The sequence below is a fragment of the Undibacterium sp. YM2 genome (genome assembly GCF_009937975.1).
Taxonomy (GTDB): domain Bacteria; phylum Pseudomonadota; class Gammaproteobacteria; order Burkholderiales; family Burkholderiaceae_D; genus Undibacterium.
Window position 1 is genome coordinate 2,937,618 of sequence record NZ_AP018441.1, and the last position, 22,540, is coordinate 2,960,157.

Genomic DNA, 22,540 nt, shown 5'->3' on the forward strand with positions numbered 1-22,540 from the left:
TGATTATTATTGACTGAATATGAATCGTTCATGATTTCCTCGCAGACCGGTTTTTTAATTGATCCAGCAATACCGCTGCCAGCAAAATGAAACCACGCATCAGGTACTGATAGAAAGCATCTACATCCAGCAAGTTCATGACATTCTCTACCGTCCCCATGATCAGAACCCCGACCAGTACTCCGGTGATTCTGGCTTTTCCGCCTTGCAGAGAAACGCCACCCAGTACGCAGGCAGAGATGACATCCAGTTCAAAACCTTGCGCCGAATTTGGTTGCCCGCTGGTGATGCGCGATGCGAGTATCAGTCCTGCCAGTGCTGTCACCAGTCCTTGCAACAAAAATATCCAGATACGCAGGCGTTCGACGCGGATGCCCGCAAGACGTGCGGCATCTGGATTACCACCAATTGCCAAAGTATTTCTTCCAAACACAGTGTGATTGAGCAAAACACCAAATATCAAAAAACAGGCTGCAACAACCAATACTGGAAATGGCAAGCCAAAAATACGACCGTCACCAAAACTGATGAAAGTCTCATTGGAAATACCGACCGCCTGGCCTTTTGAAACAATGAATGCCAGGCCGCGCACCATCAGCATTGTCGCCAGTGTCGCAATCAGGGCATTCACCCGCAAATAGGCAATCAATACTCCATTACCTGCGCCTATCAGTGCGCCAGCCAGTAAACCGCCGCCAACTGCGAGCGTGATACTGCCGCTACGTTCAAGGATGATAGCGCCCAGCACGCCAGTGAAGGCAATGGTCGATCCTATGGATAAATCAAAATCACGAGAAGCAAGACACATCATCATGGTACAGGCGACCATGCCTATCTGTGCCACAGAGAGCATCAATCCGACAATATTGGTACCTGAGAAAAAATTTTCTACTGAAAAGGACAGCACAATAAAAAGTAAGGCATATGCCAATGGCATACTCTGCTCATGCAACCAGTGCCGGGTCGTCTTCATCATATTCTTACTGTTCATTCTATTGTTTTGTCCCGGTTTTATTTGCTGAACTGTTGATACATCATCTGTCTGTGCAGGATTAAGGGAAGACATGAAAGATTCCTGTAATAATTATGCTGCGTACAAATCCGGCAGTGCCAATTGCAAAACTGCTGCTTCGTTCGCCTGACTGCGCTCAAGTTCACCACTGATCTGCCCTTCACGCATGACGATGACGCGATCACAAATGCCCAATATTTCAGGTAATTCGCTGGACACCACGATCACACAGCAACCGCGCTCGGCGACTTCATGAATGATGCGATAGATTTCATTTTTTGCGCCCACATCTATGCCACGCGTCGGCTCATCCAGGATGAGTACTTTCATACCCGGTTCTGCCAGCCAGCGTGCCAGAATGACTTTTTGCTGATTGCCACCGGACAGCAAACGAATTTCCTGTTCGCGATTCGGTGTTTTTATTTTTAATCTTTGAATAAAACGATCAGCCAGTTCTGCTTCATGTTTATGTCTTAAAAATAGACCTGCCAGCAGACCATGGCGGCGACAACTGATATTGATGTTTTCTGCGACAGATGCCTCTGCCAGAATGCCTTGCTCTTTGCGGTCTTCAGGGCACAAGACTATGCCTGCCTCGATCGCGGCAGCCGGCCCACGATCAGGCACATTGACACCATCCAGCACGACACTGCAACTAGCGTCTTTCTTGTCTGCGCCATATAACAGCCGCATCAACTCAGTGCGGCCAGCACCAACCAGGCCAAAAAAGCCTAGCACTTCGCCGCCGCGCACACTGAAATTCTGTGCCACATTAAGCGTCTCGCCTTTCAGTTGCTTTACCACCAGCCTTTCAGACTGTAGTTGGCGTGGCCGGTAATCGTAAATATCACTAAGTTCACGTCCCACCATATCGTTGATGAGTACATCGCGTGGCACATCGGCCATCACAGGATGGGTGACGATTTTTTGACCATCGCGAAAAATCGTGCAGGTATCGCATAGGGCGTATAACTCTTCCAGCCTGTGAGAAATATAGATGATGGTACGACCAGCCGTACGCAAATCGCGTATCAGACGAAACAGAATTTCACTTTCGCGATAAGATAAACTGCTGGTCGGCTCGTCGAAAGCAATGACCTGTGCATCTTGCAGCAGGGCCTTGCATATTTCTGCCATTTGCCTTTGAGCTATCGATAAATCACAAAGCCGGGCACCAGGATCCAGATCAACACCCATTTGTTGCAGGCGCAGGCTTACCTGACGCCGCGCCTCAACCCGGTTCACAAAACCCAGTTTTTGCGGCAAACGCCCTAATAACAAATTTTCTGAGACAGTCAGTTCCGGAACATATTGCAATTCCTGGTGAATGACGGCTATGCCCGCGGCGATGGCATCACCAGCAGACGAGAAATGACAAGAGCGTCCATTCAACAACAAGCGCCCGCCATCCGGTTTGTACTGACCGCCCAGTATTTTCAATAGCGTTGATTTGCCTGCGCCATTTTCACCAAGCAAGCCGTGCACCGTACCTGCATGGGCGTCAAAACTGACGCCATTGAGTGCTTTCACACCAGGGAAATATTTACACACATCTTCAAACTGAAGAGATGGGGGCTGAGATGATGACATGATCCGCTATGTCCTAAAGTCCGAATTCTGCACGTACATCACTCTGATTCCGGCGTGTCATCAAGACCCCAGTAGTCAGTATCATTGGTGCAGGAGTCTTGTTTTCAGCTATCCATTTGTACATGTTCACTGAAGTTTCATAGCCATGACGCTTGGGACTGATCAATACTGTGCCATAAAATCCAGTTGGATTGGGTTTGGCAAATTCATTCAATGCAGTTTTACTGCCACCTATGCCTATTCCTATGACAGCGTCACTGCGTAAGCCCCTACCCTCGGCTGCACGCACTGTACCAAGAACAGCTTCATCGTTCATGCCAAATACCAGCCATCGTTTGAATTTTGTTTGTTTGGTCAAAGCAATATTGGCGGCATTGAAGGCACTTTCAGTATCCGTTTTTGCCTGTGCTGCATCAACTATGTTCGCAACAGGAAAACCGCCAGCCTTTAAGGCATCCAGCGCCCCCTGAGTACGTTCACGTGCCGTAGGCAGTTGGTCAAAGGCCATGCGCATGGCACCGACTTCAGTCATGTTCCAGCCACGTGACTTCATTTCTTCCATCAGGCCCTGTCCAACCTGCTTGCCAATTTCATAGGCCGAGATACCCATGTGCGGGATAGATGCTATCGGTTTGCCACCGCCATCGACAAGCTGATCATCGACCGACATCACTTTCAGGTTATTTCTTTTGGCGGCACGTTCAACCGCCATACCCAGTTTGACATCCGGTGCGCAAATCACAAAGCCCTGGGCTTTCTGTGCGGCTAGGTTGTCTATGGCAGCCATCATCTTTTCACCATTAGCCACACCTATTTTCACCAGGGAAAATCCTTTTTCCTTAGCTGCCTGTTCTGCATAACGCCATTCATCCTGGAACCAGGGTTCTTCAGCCTGCTTGACCAGAAAACCTATTTTCACTGGATCGGCCGCCTGCGCTGCGGATACAGCTGCAAGACTGAAACAGCCAGCTACCAAAGTGAAGCCAGCGGCATTTAAGAACTGCAAGCATCTATCTCTTATTGTGTTTTTCATCATCATTGTCTCTTTATTGTTTTAGGGGCAAGGGCAATACTGAGCCCGCATCACTGTCGTCGAACAAGGTATCGGCAACAGCGAGCGGCGCATCCATCTGCATCGCAAACAAACTACCGGCAGCTGGCATACGGGATAATTCTTCGGCACTCATTTCCTGTCGTGCGCTGCTAACCATGAGATAGTCACCATTGACACCGCCAAATGCAGGGCAGGTAGGATTTTTTGTTGGAACCGATAATCGCTGCAGGCAACGCCCGTCAGGCGCGTACTGTGCCACACTGCCAGCGCCCCACTCTGCGTTCCATAAGCATCCATTCCTGTCAATGACAGAGCCATCTGGATAGGCTTCATCGCCCTCCGGTATGGCGAACAAACGGATATTACTGACACTGGCAGTTTCAGCGTCATAATCACACTGCTGTATGCGACGGCTTAATGTGTCGGTAAAGTACATGATCTTGCCGTCCAGGCTAAAGCAAATACTGTTGGCAATCGCTACAGCAGGCAAAGCCAGCCTCCGTAGGCCGTAAGACATGGAAAACTGGTAAAAACTGGCAATAGGACGTTTGTCCGGCGCTTCATTCATGGTGCCAAATACGAAGTAACCGCGTCTGTCGGTACGCCCATCATTCACACGTGTGCGCGACTCTGCCGGATCAACCGCAACCAGCGACTGCACTGCCAACTGGGCTGCCGCAGAAGCACTTGTCGTCAACTGTGCAGATGAAGCAGGCACTGCTGCATTTTTTGGCAAGCTGGCAAAACACAGGCGCTTTGCCAACCCAAGCAAAATACGGCCTGAACGACAATGAACAAAAGAACCCAATCTATCTGGCAATTTGTAAGTGACTACAGCCTGACCAGGTTTCCAGTTTTGCAAACTCGCTGCCTCAATATCAGTCCACCACCAGCTTTCTGTATTATCTTGCCAGCTCAAACCCTCGCCCAAGGTAGCTGTATGCGCCAGAGCCTGTTGCAGATGATTCATTGCAAAGCCTCATTTGTTTTTTTCGCCATGCCTGCTCTGAGGGCTTTTATAAAATCAAGTGCCTTGACTCTTATTTTTCCAGCATCCATTCCTGGTTTATACAAAGCTGAGCCAAGGCCAAATCCATTGACACCTGCCCGTAGGTAGTCATCCATGTTGTCAGGAGTAATCCCTCCCACTGGCAAGAGACGCAGGCTGGCTGGCAAAACGGCCCGCATCGCTCGTACTATAGGCGGCGTGACCAATTCTGCAGGAAAGAGCTTGACTGCATCTGCACCTGCATACATCGCCGCAAATGCTTCTGTCAGTGAGCTTGCCCCTGGTACGCAATACAGGCCCTGTTTTTTTGCTTCCCTGATGACCATTACATCAGCGTGTGGCATGACGATCAAACGTCCACCCGCATCACGTACCTGACGCACGGCATCCAGAGTCAACACAGTACCTGCACCTGTCAGCGCATCTGGTGGCAGACAGCGACTTAGCATGCCTATCGATTCGAGCGCGGAGGGTGAATTCAGCGGGACTTCAATAATGCGAAAACCGGCTTCATATAAATCTGCAGCGATGGATTCCACTTCTTCAGGATGTATGCCGCGCAAGATGGCAATCAAGGGTAAATCAGCAAATGCCTGATCAAATGTGGCGGGAATGGTTTTCATGAAATTCCTTCGGGTGGTGTTGATGTCCATACTCAGGATCTCAGCATGCCTGCGGTGAACGCCAGATGCCATAAACCCGCCGGTGCGCTATTCAGCAATACGGCGTCTGGCTTGACGCCAAAACGTGAAAGCGCCAGGGAATAACGCCCACAAAGAGATGCATCCCCTGTCAATATCAATGGCGCATGTGCCAGACCTTGCTCAGAGCGCCAATGCAAACCAGCCAGTAACTCATTGGCGATCAATAAACCAGATAAGTAATCCGCCAGTCCATCAGGTGGCATATCACCCATCAAGCCCAGGGTGCGCACACTGAACAATTGATGACTCAAGCCTTGCGCCATCATCTTGCGGGCAACATCCAGGCCGGCAATAAAACTGACATCACTGCTCTCCCCCTGCACGGCAGGCATCAAACGGCCAAGAACCGAATGCTGCTTGAGTACGGCAAACAATTCCCCTGTCATGTGTGTGGTAAAAGCCTGTACTTTTCCATCTACAATACTGGCCCATTTCGAATGTGTGCCGGGCATGACTATGCATGACTGGCTGGCCCAGTCTGGCTGACCTTGCAGTGCACCTACGATCTGGGTTTCTTCGCCACGCATGACGTCAGGCGCATCGCCGCGATATAGCAAGCCCGGTACAATACCCAGGCGTGAATGCACGGGGCGTAAATCTCCGGCATCTATAGATAGAATATTGATAGCGATATCATGGGCGTCTGCCGGACTTTGTACATAGGGCACCTCTTGCCAGCCATGCTTGCTGCCAACCATGCCGCAAGCCAGCAAAGGAACATCAGGCCAGCTTGTCAGCCAGTCACCGGCCAGCTCCTGCAACACCCGCACATAAGCGGCTTGCCCACCCTGTATGACAGAAATACCGGAGGCTGCTTCCCGGCTATCGATAAGTTGACCATTCTGTCCGATCAAGAAAATCCGCAAGCCTGTACTACCCCAGTCAATACCGATCAGGCTCACATTTTCTTTCGCGTCCAAAGGCAGAACTGCCTTGCCTTGCGCGGTATTCGTTTGTACCATTCTTACCATTCCGCAACGCTGCCGTCAGGGTGACGCCATAGCGGATTACGCCAGTCAGGTGCTCGCAGGCTGGCTTCTTTCACGCGCTCTTCATCAATTTCCACGCCCAGACCTGGTTTAGGCAAGGCGGCAATATAGCCATCGGTAATGCGCAAATCCTCGCGGTTGACGACGTAGTCAAGCAGCTCTGCATCCTTGTTGTAATGGATGCCCATGCTTTGCTCTTGCAAGACTGCGTTATGGGCGACAAAGTCGAGTTGCAGACATGCTGCAAGCGCAATCGGCCCCAAAGGACAATGCGGTGCCAGGGCAATGTCATAGGCTTCTGCCATTGCGGCAATTTTATGGCATTCGGAAATACCACCAGCATGGGACAGGTCAGGCTGGACGATGGCAATACCTCCCTCCTGCAACACTCGTTTGAATTCAAAGCGCGAATACATGCGTTCGCCTGCGGCCAGCGGTATAGCCGTACTTTCTGCCAGGCGTGGATAATATTCAGCCTGTTCTGCCAGCACAGGTTCTTCCACAAACAAGGGGCGATATGGCTCCAGAGCACGCAACAATACCTTGGCCATGGGTGCTGCAACACGGCCATGAAAATCAATGCCGAATTCAATCTGACTGCCAAACGCTTCACGAATCTCGGCAATACGCCCTACCGCGGCATCAACCGCCGCCGCACTGTCAATGATGCCAAATTCTTCGGTGCCATTCATCTTGAAGGTATCAAAGCCTGCTTCGCGCAGACGACGAATATCAGCAATGACGTCAGCAGGTCTGTCACCGCCGACCCAGCTATAGGTTTTCATGCGGTCACGCACCAGGCCACCCAGTAATTGATATACCGGCACGCCCAGGGCTTTGCCCTTGATATCCCACAGTGCCTGATCAATGCCTGCCATGGCGCTCATGAGTATGGCTCCACCGCGATAAAAACTACCGCGATACATGACTTGCCAGAGGTCGTTGATGCGGGCCGGGTCTTGCCCTATCAGATAAGGCGCAAATTCCTGCACTGCTGTTTCTACAGTTCGCGCCCGCCCTTCTATGACAGGCTCGCCCCAACCGACGATACCCTCATCGGTTTCTATCTTCAGCAACATCCACCTTGGAGGAACGCGGTAAGTAGTCAGTTTTGTTATTTTCATGACGCAATGGCTAAGCAAATGAAGTCATGAGTGTAGATGGGCACACACGATAAGAAATATGAATTAACTGACCGAAAGTATATGAATTTGGCATAGCTGTTGACATGCATAATTCAAGAGACCCATCAATAGAAATGCCACAGCACACAACTACAGGCTTTCGCGCTCCACCTGTTTGCGCTGGATATCTGCCATACCGCTGCAATCTTTAACAGAGAAGTCTTTTACGTCTTGCAGACTAAAACCCGGTGTACCCTGTTGAAGAGGAAAATTCACGTGGTCAAAATTAGCACGGCTCACATCATGCAAAGCAAAGGCTGGCCTGTTGTCTGGCTGCACACATTTGACATCAACATGATGCAACTTCAGATTATTGACATGACGTGCGAACACCGCATGTGCGGGGCTGAGGCCAAACATGCTGGGCTCGGGATAACTACCAGCATTTTCTGGTGGATTGACAGCTACGTTGCCAAGCTCACCACCTCCCTGATGCAAGACGTGCATATTACTGATACGCACATCTTCTACAGGATAGCCAGGCACGCCACTAATGATGGATGCATAACGTGAATCAGCACCTGACACCGTGACATTACTGATATTAATACGCCTGATAGCCCCGGTCACCGCGCCTTCCGGTGCGCGCAAACGGCTGCCCAGGCGGATGAAGATAGGGGGATTGGTCAAATCGCGCATGGTCAGATTGCTGACACTGATGTCCTCAATCATGGCGCCATCGACGCTTTCTATGGCCAACCCGCGGCAACGCTCAAAAACACAATTTGAAATGGCGATATTACGAAAACCACCGTTAGATTCAGTACCCAGCTTGATGCGCCCGGTCACGCCCTCCTTGTCTGGAGCAAACTCTTGCTTGCGCTGAAAACTACCATCCAGAAATGTACCAAGATCAAAGCCTGATACCTGGCAATTAGTGATGCTGACGTTTTCAGTAAAACGCTTATAACCCAGTGCAAATGAGCTTTTCAGGCAGATGGCATCGTCATTGGGAGAGTTGATACTGCAATTAGAGATGTGAACATTGCGGCAGCAATCTATGTCAAAGCCATCCCTGTCGGTATCCACTTTCAAATTATCTATCGTCATATTGTCAGCAGCTGTTGCCAGCAAGGCAAAGTGCCCGCCGTTGAAAATACTGATATCACGCAAGATAATGTTTTTACAGTTTTTAAGGGCAATCGCCTTATTGCCTTTGCCCACCATATCAGCGCCGTAAGCCTTGTTGCCACTGCGCTCACCGTGCGGATCGCTATTGCCAAGGCTGAGTGGCATATCACCAGGCTTGGCCACGCGACGCGGTCCAGGGCCAGCATGTGTCAGGCCCTGGCCATAGATGAGTCCGTTACCCAGAATAGCGATATGTTCAAGACCTTCGCCCCAGATCAGGCTATTGTGCCAGTGGCTGTGCCCAAAATCCTGATAAGCATCCCATTCGTTAGGCTCCGCCTCGTCGTAGCTGCCACCATGCTTTGCCGGGTCTGCAGCAATCAGGGTGGCACCTGCATCCAGATACAGAGTGACATGGCTTTGCAGGCGAATCGAGAAACTCAGGTATTTACCAGCAGGAAAATATACTGTCCCACCGCCTGCCGCAGCAGCAGCTTTGATGGCGCGATTGATCGCATCAGTATCAAGCTTCTTACCATTGCCATTGGCACCAAAACCCCGGACATTAAAATTGCCTGCCAGATTGGCTTTCCCAACAATTTTTCCTTGCGCCATTACCGGTAAAGCATGCAAAGGCAACATGCTAGCTACAGCTCCAGTACCAAATATACGCAAAAAGTTTCGTCGCAATGGCGATGATGTCTGCTTACTCAATTTTTGTCCCCTACTTATTTTTTTGGATATGTTTTCTTTTTATCCATGGCGCTATCGATTGAGATTACCATTAAAAAACCAGGGAACGTCCAGTCAAAATGTTCAACTTGATGATTAATAATGAGCAGATCTCTGAGTACTCCCCAAAAAAACATCAATTACCGTGAGCTGATTTGGTGAATAACACATAACACGCCGTAAATCGCCTGAAAAAAGCCGGAATAATCTGCTATTGCTCATTAGCGTGATTACATCGCTCGCTGCAGTTGACAGGTTTTAACGCGAAATTGATACTCGAAACAATAAGCTGCATCTTTATTTATTAATGTGGCGATAAAAACAGAGACATCTCACACCAAGCCCAGGCCAATCAAGTACCTGAGCCAGACAGACATAGCGCATCGCCCGGTGTGGGCATACATCTACTCATTCCCAATTCTTTGTTTGACCACGGTCAGAAGGAAAATGATGAACTCAGTAGTACGGTCAGGATTGACGATCTTGGTATTGACGTGCAGCGTGTGTCTGGCACATGCGCAAATGCAGCATACTGCACCACCACAAAATTCGTCTCAAAATCCACCAGTCACTGGTGATGCCCTGATGGATAGTTTCGGGCTGACCAGTACCAACAAGGTGCAGACCAATAGTACGGTTGCCCCACCAAATGCCAACCCCAAAGTGATTCCGCTCAAGGGTGACACCAGCTTCCTGATGTCAGCCTTTCCTTCGACATCACAAAACAAGCTCAGCCTGTTTACATCCTATGACGGCACCAGCTTTGCACCGCTGGCTTCCGAAGCGTATACACCGCCACAAGGCCTGCTGCGTGACCCTTCCATTTTGCATGCAGATGATGGTTATTACTATGTGATTTACACTACCGGCTGGGCTGGCGACACGTTTGGCGTTGCCAAAAGCAGCGACCTGCGCCATTGGCAGCACGTACGTGACGTGCGCCTGCAATTACCGGATGTGAATGCCAAAATCAGCAATGTCTGGGCACCCGAATGGTTCACTGACAGTGATGGCACTGTCCACATTGTCGTGTCCATATCTACACAGGGAACCAAGGGCCCCTTTGGTGCCTATGTGCTACATGCGCTGGACAAGACGTATGCCAATTTCTCGCCAGCTCAGGCCATGGCAGGTCTGCAAAATAATTACATTGATACTTTCCCCATCAAGGATGGGTCACGCTATGTGGTTTTCACTAAAAATGAAACCAGCAAGTACATAGAAATGGCGACCGCCCCTGCCCTTGCGGGTCCATGGAAAGTGGAAAAAACGGGTGACTGGGCAGGCTGGGGCAAGCCTTCGGAAGGTCAGGCCCTGGTCAAGCTAAAAAATGGCGGCTGGCGCATTTACTTTGACGACTATACGACCAAGCATTACTGGTATTCCGACAGCAAGGACAATTTCAAAACCTGGACAGCCAAGCAGGAACTGGGTGGTGTATCCGGTGCGGTACGCCACTTTACTGTCATCAGTGAGCCGACCAAAGTCCTGGAGCAAGCCATTGCCGCAAAATCGCCAGCGAAAAAGATCACCTGGGATAAATACTCGCTAGTGATAGACGGCAAAAGGGAAATGATCTGGGCCGGTGAATTTCACCCTTTCCGCTTACCCAATCCCTCACTTTGGCGTGATGTCATACAGAAAATGAAAGCCACGGGGCTCAACACTGTAGCCATCTACTTTGACTGGGGTTATCACTCGTCACGCCCAAATCAATATGACTTTTCCAGCATACGCAATGTAGAACTGGCGATAGAAATGGCCGAACAGGAAGGCATGTATGTCATTGCCCGCCCAGGCCCCTATGTAAATGCTGAACTGACACTGGGCGGTTTTCCTGGTTATCTGGCCAGGCAAAAAGCAATTGCCCGTACTGATGCTGCTGAATATATGCAGTCTGCAGATGAATGGCTGACCCAGATTGACGCGATTATCGCGCGCCATCAAATCACCACTGGTGGTGGCACTGTCATTGCCTATCAGCTGGAAAACGAATTATCCAATACCTCGGATACGCATAAACGCTACATGCAGCATCTGGCCGACAAAGCCAGGGCAGATGGCATCAGCGTGCCGCTGTTCCACAATTCTGCCGGTCGTCTTCCTAACTGGACGCCGCCCAATTCCAGCGCGCCCTATGCAGTCCCTGGCCCCACCGATTTGTACAGTTTTGACGGCTACCCGGGTGGTGGCTGTACCAATACCAAAGAAATTGGCAAACCAAATGTCGTGCCCAACTGGGGCATGTATGGTGAAATTCCTGCCAATACAGGAACCGGGCCAGTCAAGATTGGTGCCCTCGCCTCGCCAAATACACCAGGTTTTGCGGCAGAAATGGGGGGCGGCTGGTTTGATTTCTGGGGCAGCGTCGGCACCTATGACTGTACCGCGCAGCGCACCGGATCGAATTATGTGCGCACGTTCTACGGCGCCAATTTGATCAATGGCATTTCCATCCATTCCATCTACATGATGTATGGCGGCACATCCTGGGGCTGGCTGCCGGCGCAGGTGGTGTACACGTCCTACGATTATGGCGCAGCCATCGACGAAGGCCGTGGCTTGCGTGAAAAAGCCCTGACACTGAAACAGATGGGGCATTTTGTAGAAGCCGCCAAATCTGTGTTGAGCGCCATGGATAAAGGCGAGACAATCACCACCTCCAATCCTGCGGTCAGGCTGTATCACAATATCAGCCCGGTGAATGGCTCGCACCTGATTTTCGCCATCCATACCAAGACCGATTCAACCACCGAAGAATTGTTCAGCTTCAAGCTCACCACACGCGATGGCAGCTATCAGATCCCGCAGGCAGGTACTTTGCGCATCAAGGACCAGAACGTCAAGCTGCTGTTGTCTGACTATGCAATGGAGCGCCAGCATCTGGTCTACACCACATCCGACACCCAGACCCACCTGCAACAGGATGAGCGCGATATCGCCTTGCTGTATGGCCGCAAGGGCGAAGATGGCGAAACCGTATTGCGTTATCAATCAGCGCCAAAGGTCGAAGTACTGGAAGGTGCAGCCAATACAGTGTTTGATCAGAAGACAGGCGATCTGCGATTGAATTATGTACATAAGGATTTGATACGCGTACGCATCAGTGGTGGTGGCAAAGCAGATTTACTGTTGTTGCTTGCAGACGATGAAACCGGTCGCAATTTCTGGCGCCAGGAAACCGCACACGGACCTGTCCTTGAGCGTTCGCCAGCACTGGTGCGCCAGGCCAATGTGCAAGACAACACCCTGCACCTGAGTGGCGACACCCACGAAAGCAGTAAGCTGGACATATGGGCACCAAAAGCCGTCACACAAATCACCTGGAATACTGCTGCCATCACCAGCAACAGTAATGCCGACGGCAGTTTGTCAACTGAGCCCCTGGCTGGCCCTGCTGACATTGTTTTACCAAAACTGATGCAACAGACATGGATGCGCCGCATGGATTCGCCAGAGGCTGCCAAAGTCTTTGACGACAGCAAATGGCGCAAGACTGACCTGACCACCACGGCTGCCACCGTGAAGACCACGCCTCCTGCTGGCCAACCCATACTCAGCATGAGTGATTACGGCTTTCACCATGGCGATGTCTGGTACCGTGGCAACTTCAAGGTTCTGGCCGGGAAACCACTGCCTGAACAATTGGAAATCAGTTATGGCGGTGGTGGTGCAGGCTTCATGCAACTGTGGCTGGACGGTGTCTACATCGGTGAAAATGAAATGCCAACCGGAAAACCCAAGCCAGATAACTGGGACACAGCCAACTTCAAGCTGCCCGCCGAAGCATTGCATGCAGGCGAACATGTACTGTCGGTCATGGTCAGAAATAATTCCCACAACTGGGATCTGGCGGCGGATGACGAACATAAAGTCGCACGTGGTTTGATCAGCGCATCGCTGACGCATGACTTCAAAGAAAAATTTTCCACACCAATTACCTGGAAAATCCAGGGCAATAAAGGCGGTGAAGAAATTGCTGACCTGGTACGTGGCCCCATGAATAATGGCGGCCTCTATGGTGAACGTACAGGCTGGTATTTGCCGGTCAGCAGTAAGGCCGAATCCAAACCAGACAACGGCGGCTGGGAAAAAGCCAGTCCAGATGCGGCGCCACCAGCCGCTGGTACGTATTGGTTACGCACCAATTTCACCCTGGATATGCCAGCAGGTCATGACGTGCAACTGGGTCTGGCCATAGGCGATACCAGCCAGCCACGTTCTGACCGCAGAAACCGTGTCCTGATTTTCGTCAATGGCTGGAATATGGGAAATTTCATTTCTCATATAGGTCCGCAGCGTCTATTCATCCTGCCACCAGGCATATTGAATCCGAATGGCGAAAATACGCTTACATTGGCAGTCAGTACAGATGGCAAGGCTGCGAATGCACTGGAGCCGCTGGAATTGGTCAAGATACGCGCCGCCCGTGGTGGTGCGCCACTGGAACTGGTACCAAGCCCTTCCAACCTGCAACGCTGATGACAAACGGGAAATCTGCATCTATGAAAATCCATCGTGTAGTGACCGGCATACTGGTATTTGCCAGCCTGGCTGGTGTTTGCAGCAGTCAGGTGCAGGCCGAAGCGACCACTGCCGCTGTTAAAGCGAAAACGATAAGCCCTGCCAGCGCGTCACCGCGCGGCAAGCAGATGGAAAAACTCGATCGCGGTGTCGTCGCAATCTATACTGGCAAAAGCAATTTCATCAGTTGGCGTCTACTGGGAACCGATCCTGACAATATCAGTTTCAACATCTATCGTGGACAGGAGAAATTAAACCGCGTTCCCCAGCGTGAAACCAATTTCACCGATGAGGCAGGTACAACCGCCAGCAGCTACACCATACGCCCGGTCATAGACGGTGCCGAATTGCTGGCAGATGCACCAAAAAGCACGTGGAGTAATTTGTACAAAACCATACCGGTACAAAAACCTGCTGATGGTGTCACGCCCAATGGATCTGCCTATATCTATGTGCTGAACGATGGCTCAGCCGCTGACCTTGATGGTGACGGCGAATACGAACTCATCGTCAAATGGCAACCGACCAACGCCAAGGATAATTCCCAGGCTGGCTACACCGGCAATACCTACGTAGATGCCTACAAGCTCGATGGAAAGCTGTTGTGGCGCATTGATCTGGGCAAGAATATCCGCGCCGGGGCACATTACACCACCTTCCTGGCGTATGACTTTGATGGCGATGGCAAGGCAGAAGTCATGATGAAAACTGCGGATGGCACCGTAGATGGCAAAGGTAAAGTCATAGGCAATGCTGCTGCCGATTATCGTAACGATAAAGGTTATATTTTATCTGGTCCTGAATATCTGACTGTTTTCAACGGCATGACGGGTGCCGCCATGGCCAGCACCAACTATATCCCTGCACGTGGTAATGTCGCAGCCTGGGGGGATGCCTATGGCAACCGGGTGGACCGCTTTCTTGGCACGGTAGCGTTTCTGGATGGAGAACGTCCAAGCGCGGTCTTTTCGCGCGGCTATTACACCCGTGCAGTCATTGCAGCCTGGGACTGGCGCGATGGCAAACTCACCAGCCGCTGGACATTTGACAGCGATATCGAAGGCGGCCCGGTCAATCACCAGGGCGCACACTGGATGTCGGTCGCTGATGTGGACGGCGATGGCAAGGACGACCTCATCTATGGCGCTGCCACGGTAGGCAGCAACGGCAAAATGCTGTACAGCACCGGCCTGTGCCACGGTGATGCTCTGCATGTAGGCAAACTTGACCCCAATCGCCTGGGACAGCAAATTTACATGGTACATGAAACGCCAAGCTGCTATGGCGCACACGGACTGGAAATGCATGATGCCGCTACCGGAAAGATACTCTGGAGCGTAGATGGCAAAGGTGCCGATGTCGGTCGTGGCGTCTGCATGGACATAGACCCGGCTTATCCCGGCGAAGAATGCTGGGGATCAGTCGGTGGGCTGATGAGCGCCGCAGGTGTGGAAATTTCACCCCAGCATCCACGTCGCGTCAACTTCGCTGTCTGGTGGGATGGTGATCTGTTGCGTGAATCGCTGGATGGCACCCTGATAGAAAAATGGAATCCAAAAGCCTTCGCCTTCGAGCGTTTGCTCAATGGTGCGACTTATAACGCCGCATCCAATAATGGCACCAAATCTACACCTGTGCTGTCGGCCGACTTATTTGGCGACTGGCGTGAAGAAGTCGTCTGGTGCAATAATGACAGCACTGCCCTGCTGGTATTCAGCACCACCATAGCAACACCACATCGCATCACCAGCCTGATGCACAATCCGCAATACAGGATGCAGGTGGCGGGACAAAATGCCGGGTACAACCAGCCTCCACATCCCAGTTTCTACCTCGGTGATGGCATGGTCATTACCAAACCTGAGCTCATACATACACCCTGATTTTCCATGCGCGATCAAACAACAGGCACAGCTATCTCCAGGTTTATAAAGTAACGGATAATGTATAAATTAACACGTCGCAGCTTCATCAAAACAACGGCAGCCACAGCGCTTGTCAGTCATTTGCCTTCTCTGCAGGCGCAGAATCTGTCTGCGGGTAATACAGGCATGGAAATAAAGGCAGATGAGTTTATACGCCTGAACTGGCTGGAAGGAAAAGCGCCGCAAGTATTAACAGGCGCAACAGTCGGCGTGCCATGGCCAAGAGGCAAGATAGCCAAAAGCCAACAGTTCCAATTGATCAATCAGGATGGCAAAGACTTGCCTACTCAAAGCTGGCCTCTGGCATATTGGCCTGATGGCACCTTGAAGTGGACTGCACATGCCGTGGGCGCGGGTGTCAGCCTGGGTTCAGAATTGCAGGTCAAGCCTGTAGCAAAAACTGCCCCGCCATCTGAAAACATTGTCAGTGTCAAACAAAGCAAAGACGGGTATCTGATAGATACCGGCGTGATGCTGTGTGATGTCGCTACTCATGGGTCACAGCTTATCCGCAGCGTGCAGCGTGATGGCAGAGACATCATGCGCAATGGCCACCTGGTTGTCATCAGCGATGATCAGCCAGATGGTGAAAGCGGCACTACCCGCCAGCACAATTACCTCAGCAATATCAGCCAGGTCACCCTTGAACAACATGGCCCGGTACGTGCGGTGCTGAAGGTGGAAGGCATGCACAAGGACGCCAAACGGGCCTGGTTGCCTTTCGTGCTCAGGCTGTATTTCTATGCAGGCGCGGATACCATACGTGTCATGCACAGCTTTGTTTATGATGGCGATGAGCAACGCGATTTCTTGCGCGGTATAGGCTTGCGCTTCGACGTCCCCATGCGTGATGCGCTGTATGACAGGCATGTGCGCTTTGCCGGTGAAAATGCCGGCTTGTGGGCAGAAGGTGTGCGTAATATGACCGGCCTGCGCCGTGACCCTGGCCCCGCAGTACGCAATGCCCAACTGGCAGGGCTTGCCTGCCCACCACTGACACAGTTCCCAGAGGTGATACAGCGCCTGATCCATCTGGTACCAGCATGGGGTGATTACACCCTGTCACAACAATCGGCAGACGGTTTCAAGATACGCAAACGTACCAAATCCGGTTATGGCTGGGTAGAAGCCGCCTGGGGACACAGGTCACCTGGCACAGGCTATATAGGTGGCATCAGTGGCGGTGTTGCTTTTGGCTTGCGCGATTTCTGGCAACGCCACCCTACCCAACTGGATATCCGTCAGGCGCATACAGACACCGTCCAGGTCACCGTCTGGATGTGGTCCCCAGATGCCCCTGCCATGGACCTGCGCTTTTACCATGACGGCATGGGCATGGAAACCCATGATCAGGAACGCGAAGGCCTGGAGATCACCTACGAAGATTATGAAAAAGGATTTGGTAGCCCCATGGGTGTGGCCCGCAGTAGCGAAATCACTTTATGGGTATGCGCCGCCACCCCGTCAAGGGAAAAACTGGTGCAGTTTGCTGATGCAGTACAGACACCGCCACAACTGGTGGCAAAGCCCAGTCATTTCCTGGCGACTGGCGTGTTCGGCGGACTGTGGAGCTTGCCTGATCGCTCGCATCCGGTAAAAGCTGCACTTGAAGATCAGCTCGATTTCCGCTTCAATTTTTACAAGGAACAACTTGAACAGCGCCACTGGTATGGTTTCTGGGATTATGGCGACATCCGCCATACCTATGATCTGGACCGGCATGAATGGCGTTATGACGTCGGTGGCTTTGCCTGGGATAATTCCGAACTATCCCCCGACCTTTGGCTCTGGTATTCCTTCCTGCGCACCGGACGGGCAGACATCTTCCGTTTTGCCGAAGCCATGGTCCGCCATACCAGTGAAGTCGATATCCATCACCTGGGGCAATTTGCCGGCCTGGGTTCTCGCCACAATGTACAGCACTGGGGTTGCAGTGCAAAGCAGTTGCGCATTAGTGCCGCCGTCTATCGCCGCTTTTATTATTACCTGACAGCAGATGAACGCATAGGCGACATCATGCATTCACTGATAGATGCCGACAAAAAACTGGAAAGCACAGATCCGGCGCGCAAACTAAAACCTAGAGAAGATATCAGTAATATCAAGGCACATGCCGGTTTCGGCACGGACTGGGGTTCACTCGCCGGCAACTGGCTGACCGAATGGGAACGCAGCGGTGACATCAGATACCGCAACAAGATATTGACCGGCATGCGTGACATTGCCGGCATGCCCCACGGCTTTTTCAACGGTAACAGCTTTGCCTATGACGCTGACACCAGCCACCTGATCAATGTCTTTGGTAAGCGCGCATCAGCCAGCCATTTGAATGCTGTCTTTGGCGCAGTAGAAATTTTTGCCGAACTGTTGACCCTGACTGACGAACCCGGGTTTGTACGAGCATGGCTGCAGTACTGCGAGCTCTTTAATGCAGGCAAACAGGAGCAGATCAATGCACTGGGCATGCCGCACGGTGCCGGCAATGCCTTGCGTAACGGCCACTCCAGACTCACTGCCTATGTCGCTTGGAAAAACAAAAATCCCGCATTGGCACAACGCGCCTGGAGCGAGTTTTTTGGTAACCGTGGCGTGCCCGGCCCATTGCTGAAGACCACACGCGTTCAGGGTATCAATAGCCTTAATCCCGTCGATGAAGTGCCATGGATCAGCACTAATGACACTGCCCAATGGGGCTTGGCTGCGATACAAAATCTGGCACTCATCGGTGAGTATATTCCCTCAGTGACAGACCTGAAAAAAATGACTCTTGCAGACCCGGATTGAACAAATGAAGCACCCGCATCTACTGACAACAAACTGATACAAAGCAAGTTGAACAAGGCAGACATTTTTACGTCATAGTGTTGGCAATTTCATCTAATGGCATTCAACTAGACCCAAATCATGACTACACGCCGTAAAAAAATATGCCCAGCGACAGTAACGCAATTTGTCCGTCATGGTCGCAAGACAACGCGTAACCTGGTAGTGGGTGTGCTGATCACAGAAGCTTTTTGCATGAGTCCAATTGCTTATGCTCAAACCCCGGATAAGCCAGCTGTACCTGCCACACCGGCCAAAGCCGCAACACCAGTCAAGCCTGCAGAAACCAAACCAGAAGAAACAAATAGTAAGACTGGGCCGGTAAGCAAAACAGATAGCAAGCCTGTGACATCTGATGCGCCAGTAAGCAGCAGTGGCGAGCCACAATCGGTGACCGTACAAGCAGAGCGCCCCAGCAATCGCATTGATCGTCAGGTATATGATGTCAAATCAGATGTCGCCAGTACCAATGGCACGGCCGCCGACGCCCTTAACAATATCCCTTCTGTATCCGTAGATCCAGATGGCACAGTCAGTCTGCGGGGCAGCACTAAAGTTCAAATCCTGATCGATGGAAAACCATCCGCCATGATGCAGGGCGACAATCGTGGCGCATCGCTGAATGCCATGCCCTCGCACGACATAGAATCTATAGAAGTGATCAATAATCCTGGCGCGCAGTTTGGCAACGAAGGCGGTGGTGGGCCCATTCTCAATCTGGTCATGCGACGTAATCGCCAACCCGGTGGTTTCGGTGTCGTCAATGCTAATGCCGGATCAGCGGGTCGCTATAACAGCGCTGTATCTGGCAGTTATCATGAAGGCCTGTTTGGCATACAAGGTGGGATGAATTTCCGCCATGATGGCAGAAATTCAGTAGGCGAGGCTGTCCGCGACCGGCTTGATCTCGGTCAGCACAGTACTCAGGATTCTGCTTCTGCTGGCTTGAATAATTCTTCCGGTGTCAATGCTGCGATTACGTACAACATCGGCACGAAGGATACACTCGGGGCCAATTTCTCTTATGCCAGACGCAACAATGACCAAAAATCGACAGACCACTACCTGAACACCGGTCAAATCAATAGTGACTATGTGCGTTCCACCCAGCGCGGTGGCGAAAGCACCAACTACAGTTGGGGTGGACGCTATGACCACAAGGGAGATATCAACGGTGAAATAATGCGGCTGGACTTGCGTGTATCAGGTTCGGACAATGCCAGCTCCAACGCCTATTCCAACGTATACTCTAACGTAGATGCGAGCAGTCCGATTATTTTTACCGATGTGCACAGCAGGCAAAATAATGCCAACAATATCAAGATCGTCGATTTTACCGGTGACTATGAACGCCCCGATGAAAAGGGTCTTTTAAAAATGGGCTACAAGATAGCCAACAACAAAAGTGAATTTGATACCAGCTATTTTAATATTGATCCCATCAGCAACACTGCCATCCTCAATCCATCACGAACCAATAGCTATAATCTGGATGAAGCCAATATTGCCCTGTACGGATCGTATCAATTGCGCCTGAATGAAAAATGGGGTGTACTGGCAGGCCTGAGGACGGAGTATACGCATATCGATATTCAACAATTGACTGCGCGCATAGAGGCGACCAATCACTACATTAACTATATTCCCAGCTTCTTCGCCAGTTATAAGGCCAGTGACGACACCACCCTGCGTTTCAGTTATGCCCACCGCATACGTCGCGCCAATGCCAATGAGCTCAATCCTTTTGTTGTCTATCGTGACGAGCTGAATTACTCTAGCGGCAACCCAAAATTGAAGCCGGCGCAAACAGACTCTTTTGAATTGGCGTATGAAACCAGAGTCATCGGGCTGGATATGAATATCCGTGGCTACTATCGCACAGAAAGCGACAGTATTTTGTCTCGAAAAATCCCGATCAACGACACTGTCGTGCTGACCACGCTGGAAAACGGTGGCGGCAATCATTCCAGCGGCGTTGAATTCACGCTCAGCGGCAAGCTGACTCCCAAGCTTTCCATCAATACCAGCGGCAACCTCTTATTCATCGAACAAAAAATCCTGAATACTGCCGGTCAGGAAATTCAGCGTTCAGCATCTTCATTAAGTTTGCGCGGACGCTTTAATTATCAACTCAGCGAGCAAGATCAGCTGCAAATCAGCCTTAATTCCCAGGGGAAAACTCTGTCGGGCGAAGGTTATCGGCAACCCAATTCCACTGCTAATTTCAGCCTGCGCCACACCATTACGCCTAGCCTGAATCTGGTTTTGAACGTCACGGATGTCTTTAACTCAAACAAAATTGAGACCATCGTCGATACAGACACACTCAAAGAACACAATATCCGGCGTTATGACGGTCGCCTGATATATGTCGGGCTGTCTTATCGCTTTGGCGGCAATACAGCCGGCGGCCAGGGCAATAATCGTCAGGAAATGCGCCGCCCGCCTCCACCTGGCCAATCCTGATGCGGCCTTACCGCAATCCGGCAATCAACGGCCTGTCGAATACTATAGACAGGCCGTTTTTCATCGAATGCCAATCACCACTCTGATTGTTTTTCTGAAAAACGGCCTTTGCCCCATAGCTACCCTAAAATGCATCAATAATTTCCAGAGCTTTTTATTACTGCAAGTATTTCCTGAGCTTATTCCGATGAAAAAAATACCGACTTTCAAGCTATTGATTTTTATTGGCAGCATCGCCTTTAGTAATACGCTCTACGCCCAAACATATTCATTTGATTTCAGCACAAAGCCTGCAGCGCAGTCCAAAGCGGTGAAAACAGATGCTATCTATTCAACAGAGACCGGATTTGGCTTTGAGAATGGTGCTCAGATCAGCACTACCGGCAATGGCATCAGCAGCGCTAAACCCTTCCTGTTTTCCGTTGCTGTACCCGAGGGAAATTATCGCGTCAAACTCATGCTGGGTGATGATGACGGCGAATCTGAGACGACCGTCAAGGCAGAAACCCGCCGTCTGATGCTGGAAAAAATCAAAACCAGGAAAGGTGAGCGCATAGAAAAAAGCTTCATCGTCAACGTACGTCGCCCTGGTATTGCTGACGGTGGCGAAGTCAAATTGAAGCAGCGCGAAACAGGAGAAGAACAATTTACCTGGGATGACAAACTGACGCTGGAATTCAATGGCCCACGCTCCAGTGTAGATACCATCAGCATTGAGCGCGTAGAAAATGTGCCCACGCTTTATTTACTGGGTGACTCTACTGTCACCGATCAACCAGGCGAGCCTTACGCCAGTTGGGGGCAAATGCTGCCGCGCTTTTTCTCCGCAGATGTCAGTGTCGCGAATTATGCGCAGTCAGGCGAATCCCTGGCATCTTCTAAAACGGCACGCAGGCTGGACAAAGTACTTAGCCTGGTCAAGCCTGACGACTATGTGTTGATCCAATTTGGGCACAATGACATGAAGGCGGTGGATGTTGCCACTTACAAAAATAACCTGAAGATCTACACCGCCGCACTGGCTGAAAAACATGCGCAGGTGGTATTGGTCACCCAAGTACAACGCCGCACATTTGAAGGTACGACTATCACCAATTCTCACAAGGGCTATCCAGATGCAGTACGTGAAGTCGCAAAAGAAGAGAACCTGCCTCTGATTGATCTGCATGCCATGAGCAAGGTCTTTTATGAAGCACTGGGGCCAGAAAAGTCTTTGCTGGCATTTAAACCGGGGGACGGCACCCATCACAATGCCTACGGTGCTTATGAGCTGGCCAGGTGCATCGTGGAAGGTGTGCGGCAAAGCAAATTACCTCTGAAAAAATTCATCCTGGCTCAGCCGGAAAACTTTGATCCTGCCAAACCGGACGCGCCAGAGTCCTTTTTCATACCGGCCAGCCCGGCTATCGTCAGTATAAAAAAGCCAGATGGCAGTTGAGTTGTCGTTGATACGCGTC

At 51.1% G+C, this 22,540-nt stretch carries 13 protein-coding genes; 5 read left to right on the plus strand and 8 right to left on the minus strand.

Annotated features, from left to right (window positions below):
• Positions 1 to 28: 28 nt before the first annotated feature.
• The 8 genes from araH to UNDYM_RS13370 all read right to left on the minus strand — a co-directional run bounded on the left by araH (position 29) and on the right by UNDYM_RS13370 (position 9,255).
• Positions 29 to 1,066 carry an L-arabinose ABC transporter permease AraH gene (gene araH, locus UNDYM_RS13335; protein WP_162041468.1) on the minus strand — a complete coding sequence of 346 codons (1,038 nt, stop codon included), beginning with the start codon at positions 1,064 to 1,066 and terminating at the stop codon, positions 29 to 31.
• An 18-nt stretch (positions 1,067 to 1,084) separates the two neighbouring features.
• Positions 1,085 to 2,602: an L-arabinose ABC transporter ATP-binding protein AraG gene (araG, locus tag UNDYM_RS13340; protein ID WP_162041469.1), complete on the minus strand. Its 1,518-nt coding sequence runs from the start codon at positions 2,600 to 2,602 to the stop codon at positions 1,085 to 1,087.
• Positions 2,603 to 2,615: 13 nt separating this feature from the next.
• Positions 2,616 to 3,635: an arabinose ABC transporter substrate-binding protein gene (locus UNDYM_RS13345; protein ID WP_370529483.1), complete on the minus strand. Its 1,020-nt coding sequence runs from the start codon at positions 3,633 to 3,635 to the stop codon at positions 2,616 to 2,618.
• Between the two features lie 13 nt (positions 3,636 to 3,648).
• A complete protein-coding gene (locus tag UNDYM_RS13350; RefSeq protein WP_162041471.1) occupies positions 3,649 to 4,626 on the minus strand; it encodes an SMP-30/gluconolactonase/LRE family protein in 978 nt (325 codons plus the stop codon).
• Entirely contained in the window at positions 4,623 to 5,288 is a 666-nt protein-coding gene (locus tag UNDYM_RS13355; protein ID WP_162041472.1) for a 2-dehydro-3-deoxy-6-phosphogalactonate aldolase, read from the minus strand. The genes UNDYM_RS13350 and UNDYM_RS13355 overlap by 4 nt, the downstream gene beginning before the upstream one ends.
• A gap of 32 nt (positions 5,289 to 5,320) precedes the next feature.
• On the minus strand, positions 5,321 to 6,331 hold the full coding sequence (locus UNDYM_RS13360; RefSeq protein WP_162041473.1) for a 2-dehydro-3-deoxygalactonokinase: 1,011 nt from the start codon (positions 6,329 to 6,331) through the stop codon (positions 5,321 to 5,323).
• A 2-nt stretch (positions 6,332 to 6,333) separates the two neighbouring features.
• Entirely contained in the window at positions 6,334 to 7,482 is a 1,149-nt protein-coding gene (gene dgoD / locus UNDYM_RS13365) for a galactonate dehydratase (RefSeq protein ID WP_162041474.1), read from the minus strand.
• Between the two features lie 150 nt (positions 7,483 to 7,632).
• Positions 7,633 to 9,255 carry a glycoside hydrolase family 28 protein gene (locus UNDYM_RS13370; RefSeq protein ID WP_162041475.1) on the minus strand — a complete coding sequence of 541 codons (1,623 nt, stop codon included), beginning with the start codon at positions 9,253 to 9,255 and terminating at the stop codon, positions 7,633 to 7,635.
• Positions 9,256 to 9,795: 540 nt separating this feature from the next.
• Here UNDYM_RS13370 and UNDYM_RS13375 point away from each other — a divergent pair.
• From UNDYM_RS13375 to UNDYM_RS13395, 5 genes are all read left to right on the plus strand, one after another.
• Positions 9,796 to 13,827: a beta-galactosidase gene (locus UNDYM_RS13375; RefSeq protein ID WP_197741898.1), complete on the plus strand. Its 4,032-nt coding sequence runs from the start codon at positions 9,796 to 9,798 to the stop codon at positions 13,825 to 13,827.
• A 23-nt stretch (positions 13,828 to 13,850) separates the two neighbouring features.
• Positions 13,851 to 15,752, plus strand: coding sequence for a rhamnogalacturonan lyase (locus UNDYM_RS13380; protein WP_162041476.1), 1,902 nt, complete (start codon positions 13,851 to 13,853; stop codon positions 15,750 to 15,752).
• Positions 15,753 to 15,812: 60 nt separating this feature from the next.
• On the plus strand, positions 15,813 to 18,578 hold the full coding sequence (locus UNDYM_RS13385; RefSeq protein WP_162041477.1) for a Tat pathway signal sequence domain protein: 2,766 nt from the start codon (positions 15,813 to 15,815) through the stop codon (positions 18,576 to 18,578).
• A gap of 120 nt (positions 18,579 to 18,698) precedes the next feature.
• Complete coding sequence (locus UNDYM_RS13390) at positions 18,699 to 21,083, plus strand: outer membrane beta-barrel family protein (RefSeq protein WP_232064063.1); 2,385 nt, start codon at positions 18,699 to 18,701, stop codon at positions 21,081 to 21,083.
• 310 nt (positions 21,084 to 21,393) lie between these two features.
• Complete coding sequence (locus UNDYM_RS13395; RefSeq protein WP_162041478.1) at positions 21,394 to 22,521, plus strand: rhamnogalacturonan acetylesterase; 1,128 nt, start codon at positions 21,394 to 21,396, stop codon at positions 22,519 to 22,521.
• Positions 22,522 to 22,540: the final 19 nt, after the last annotated feature.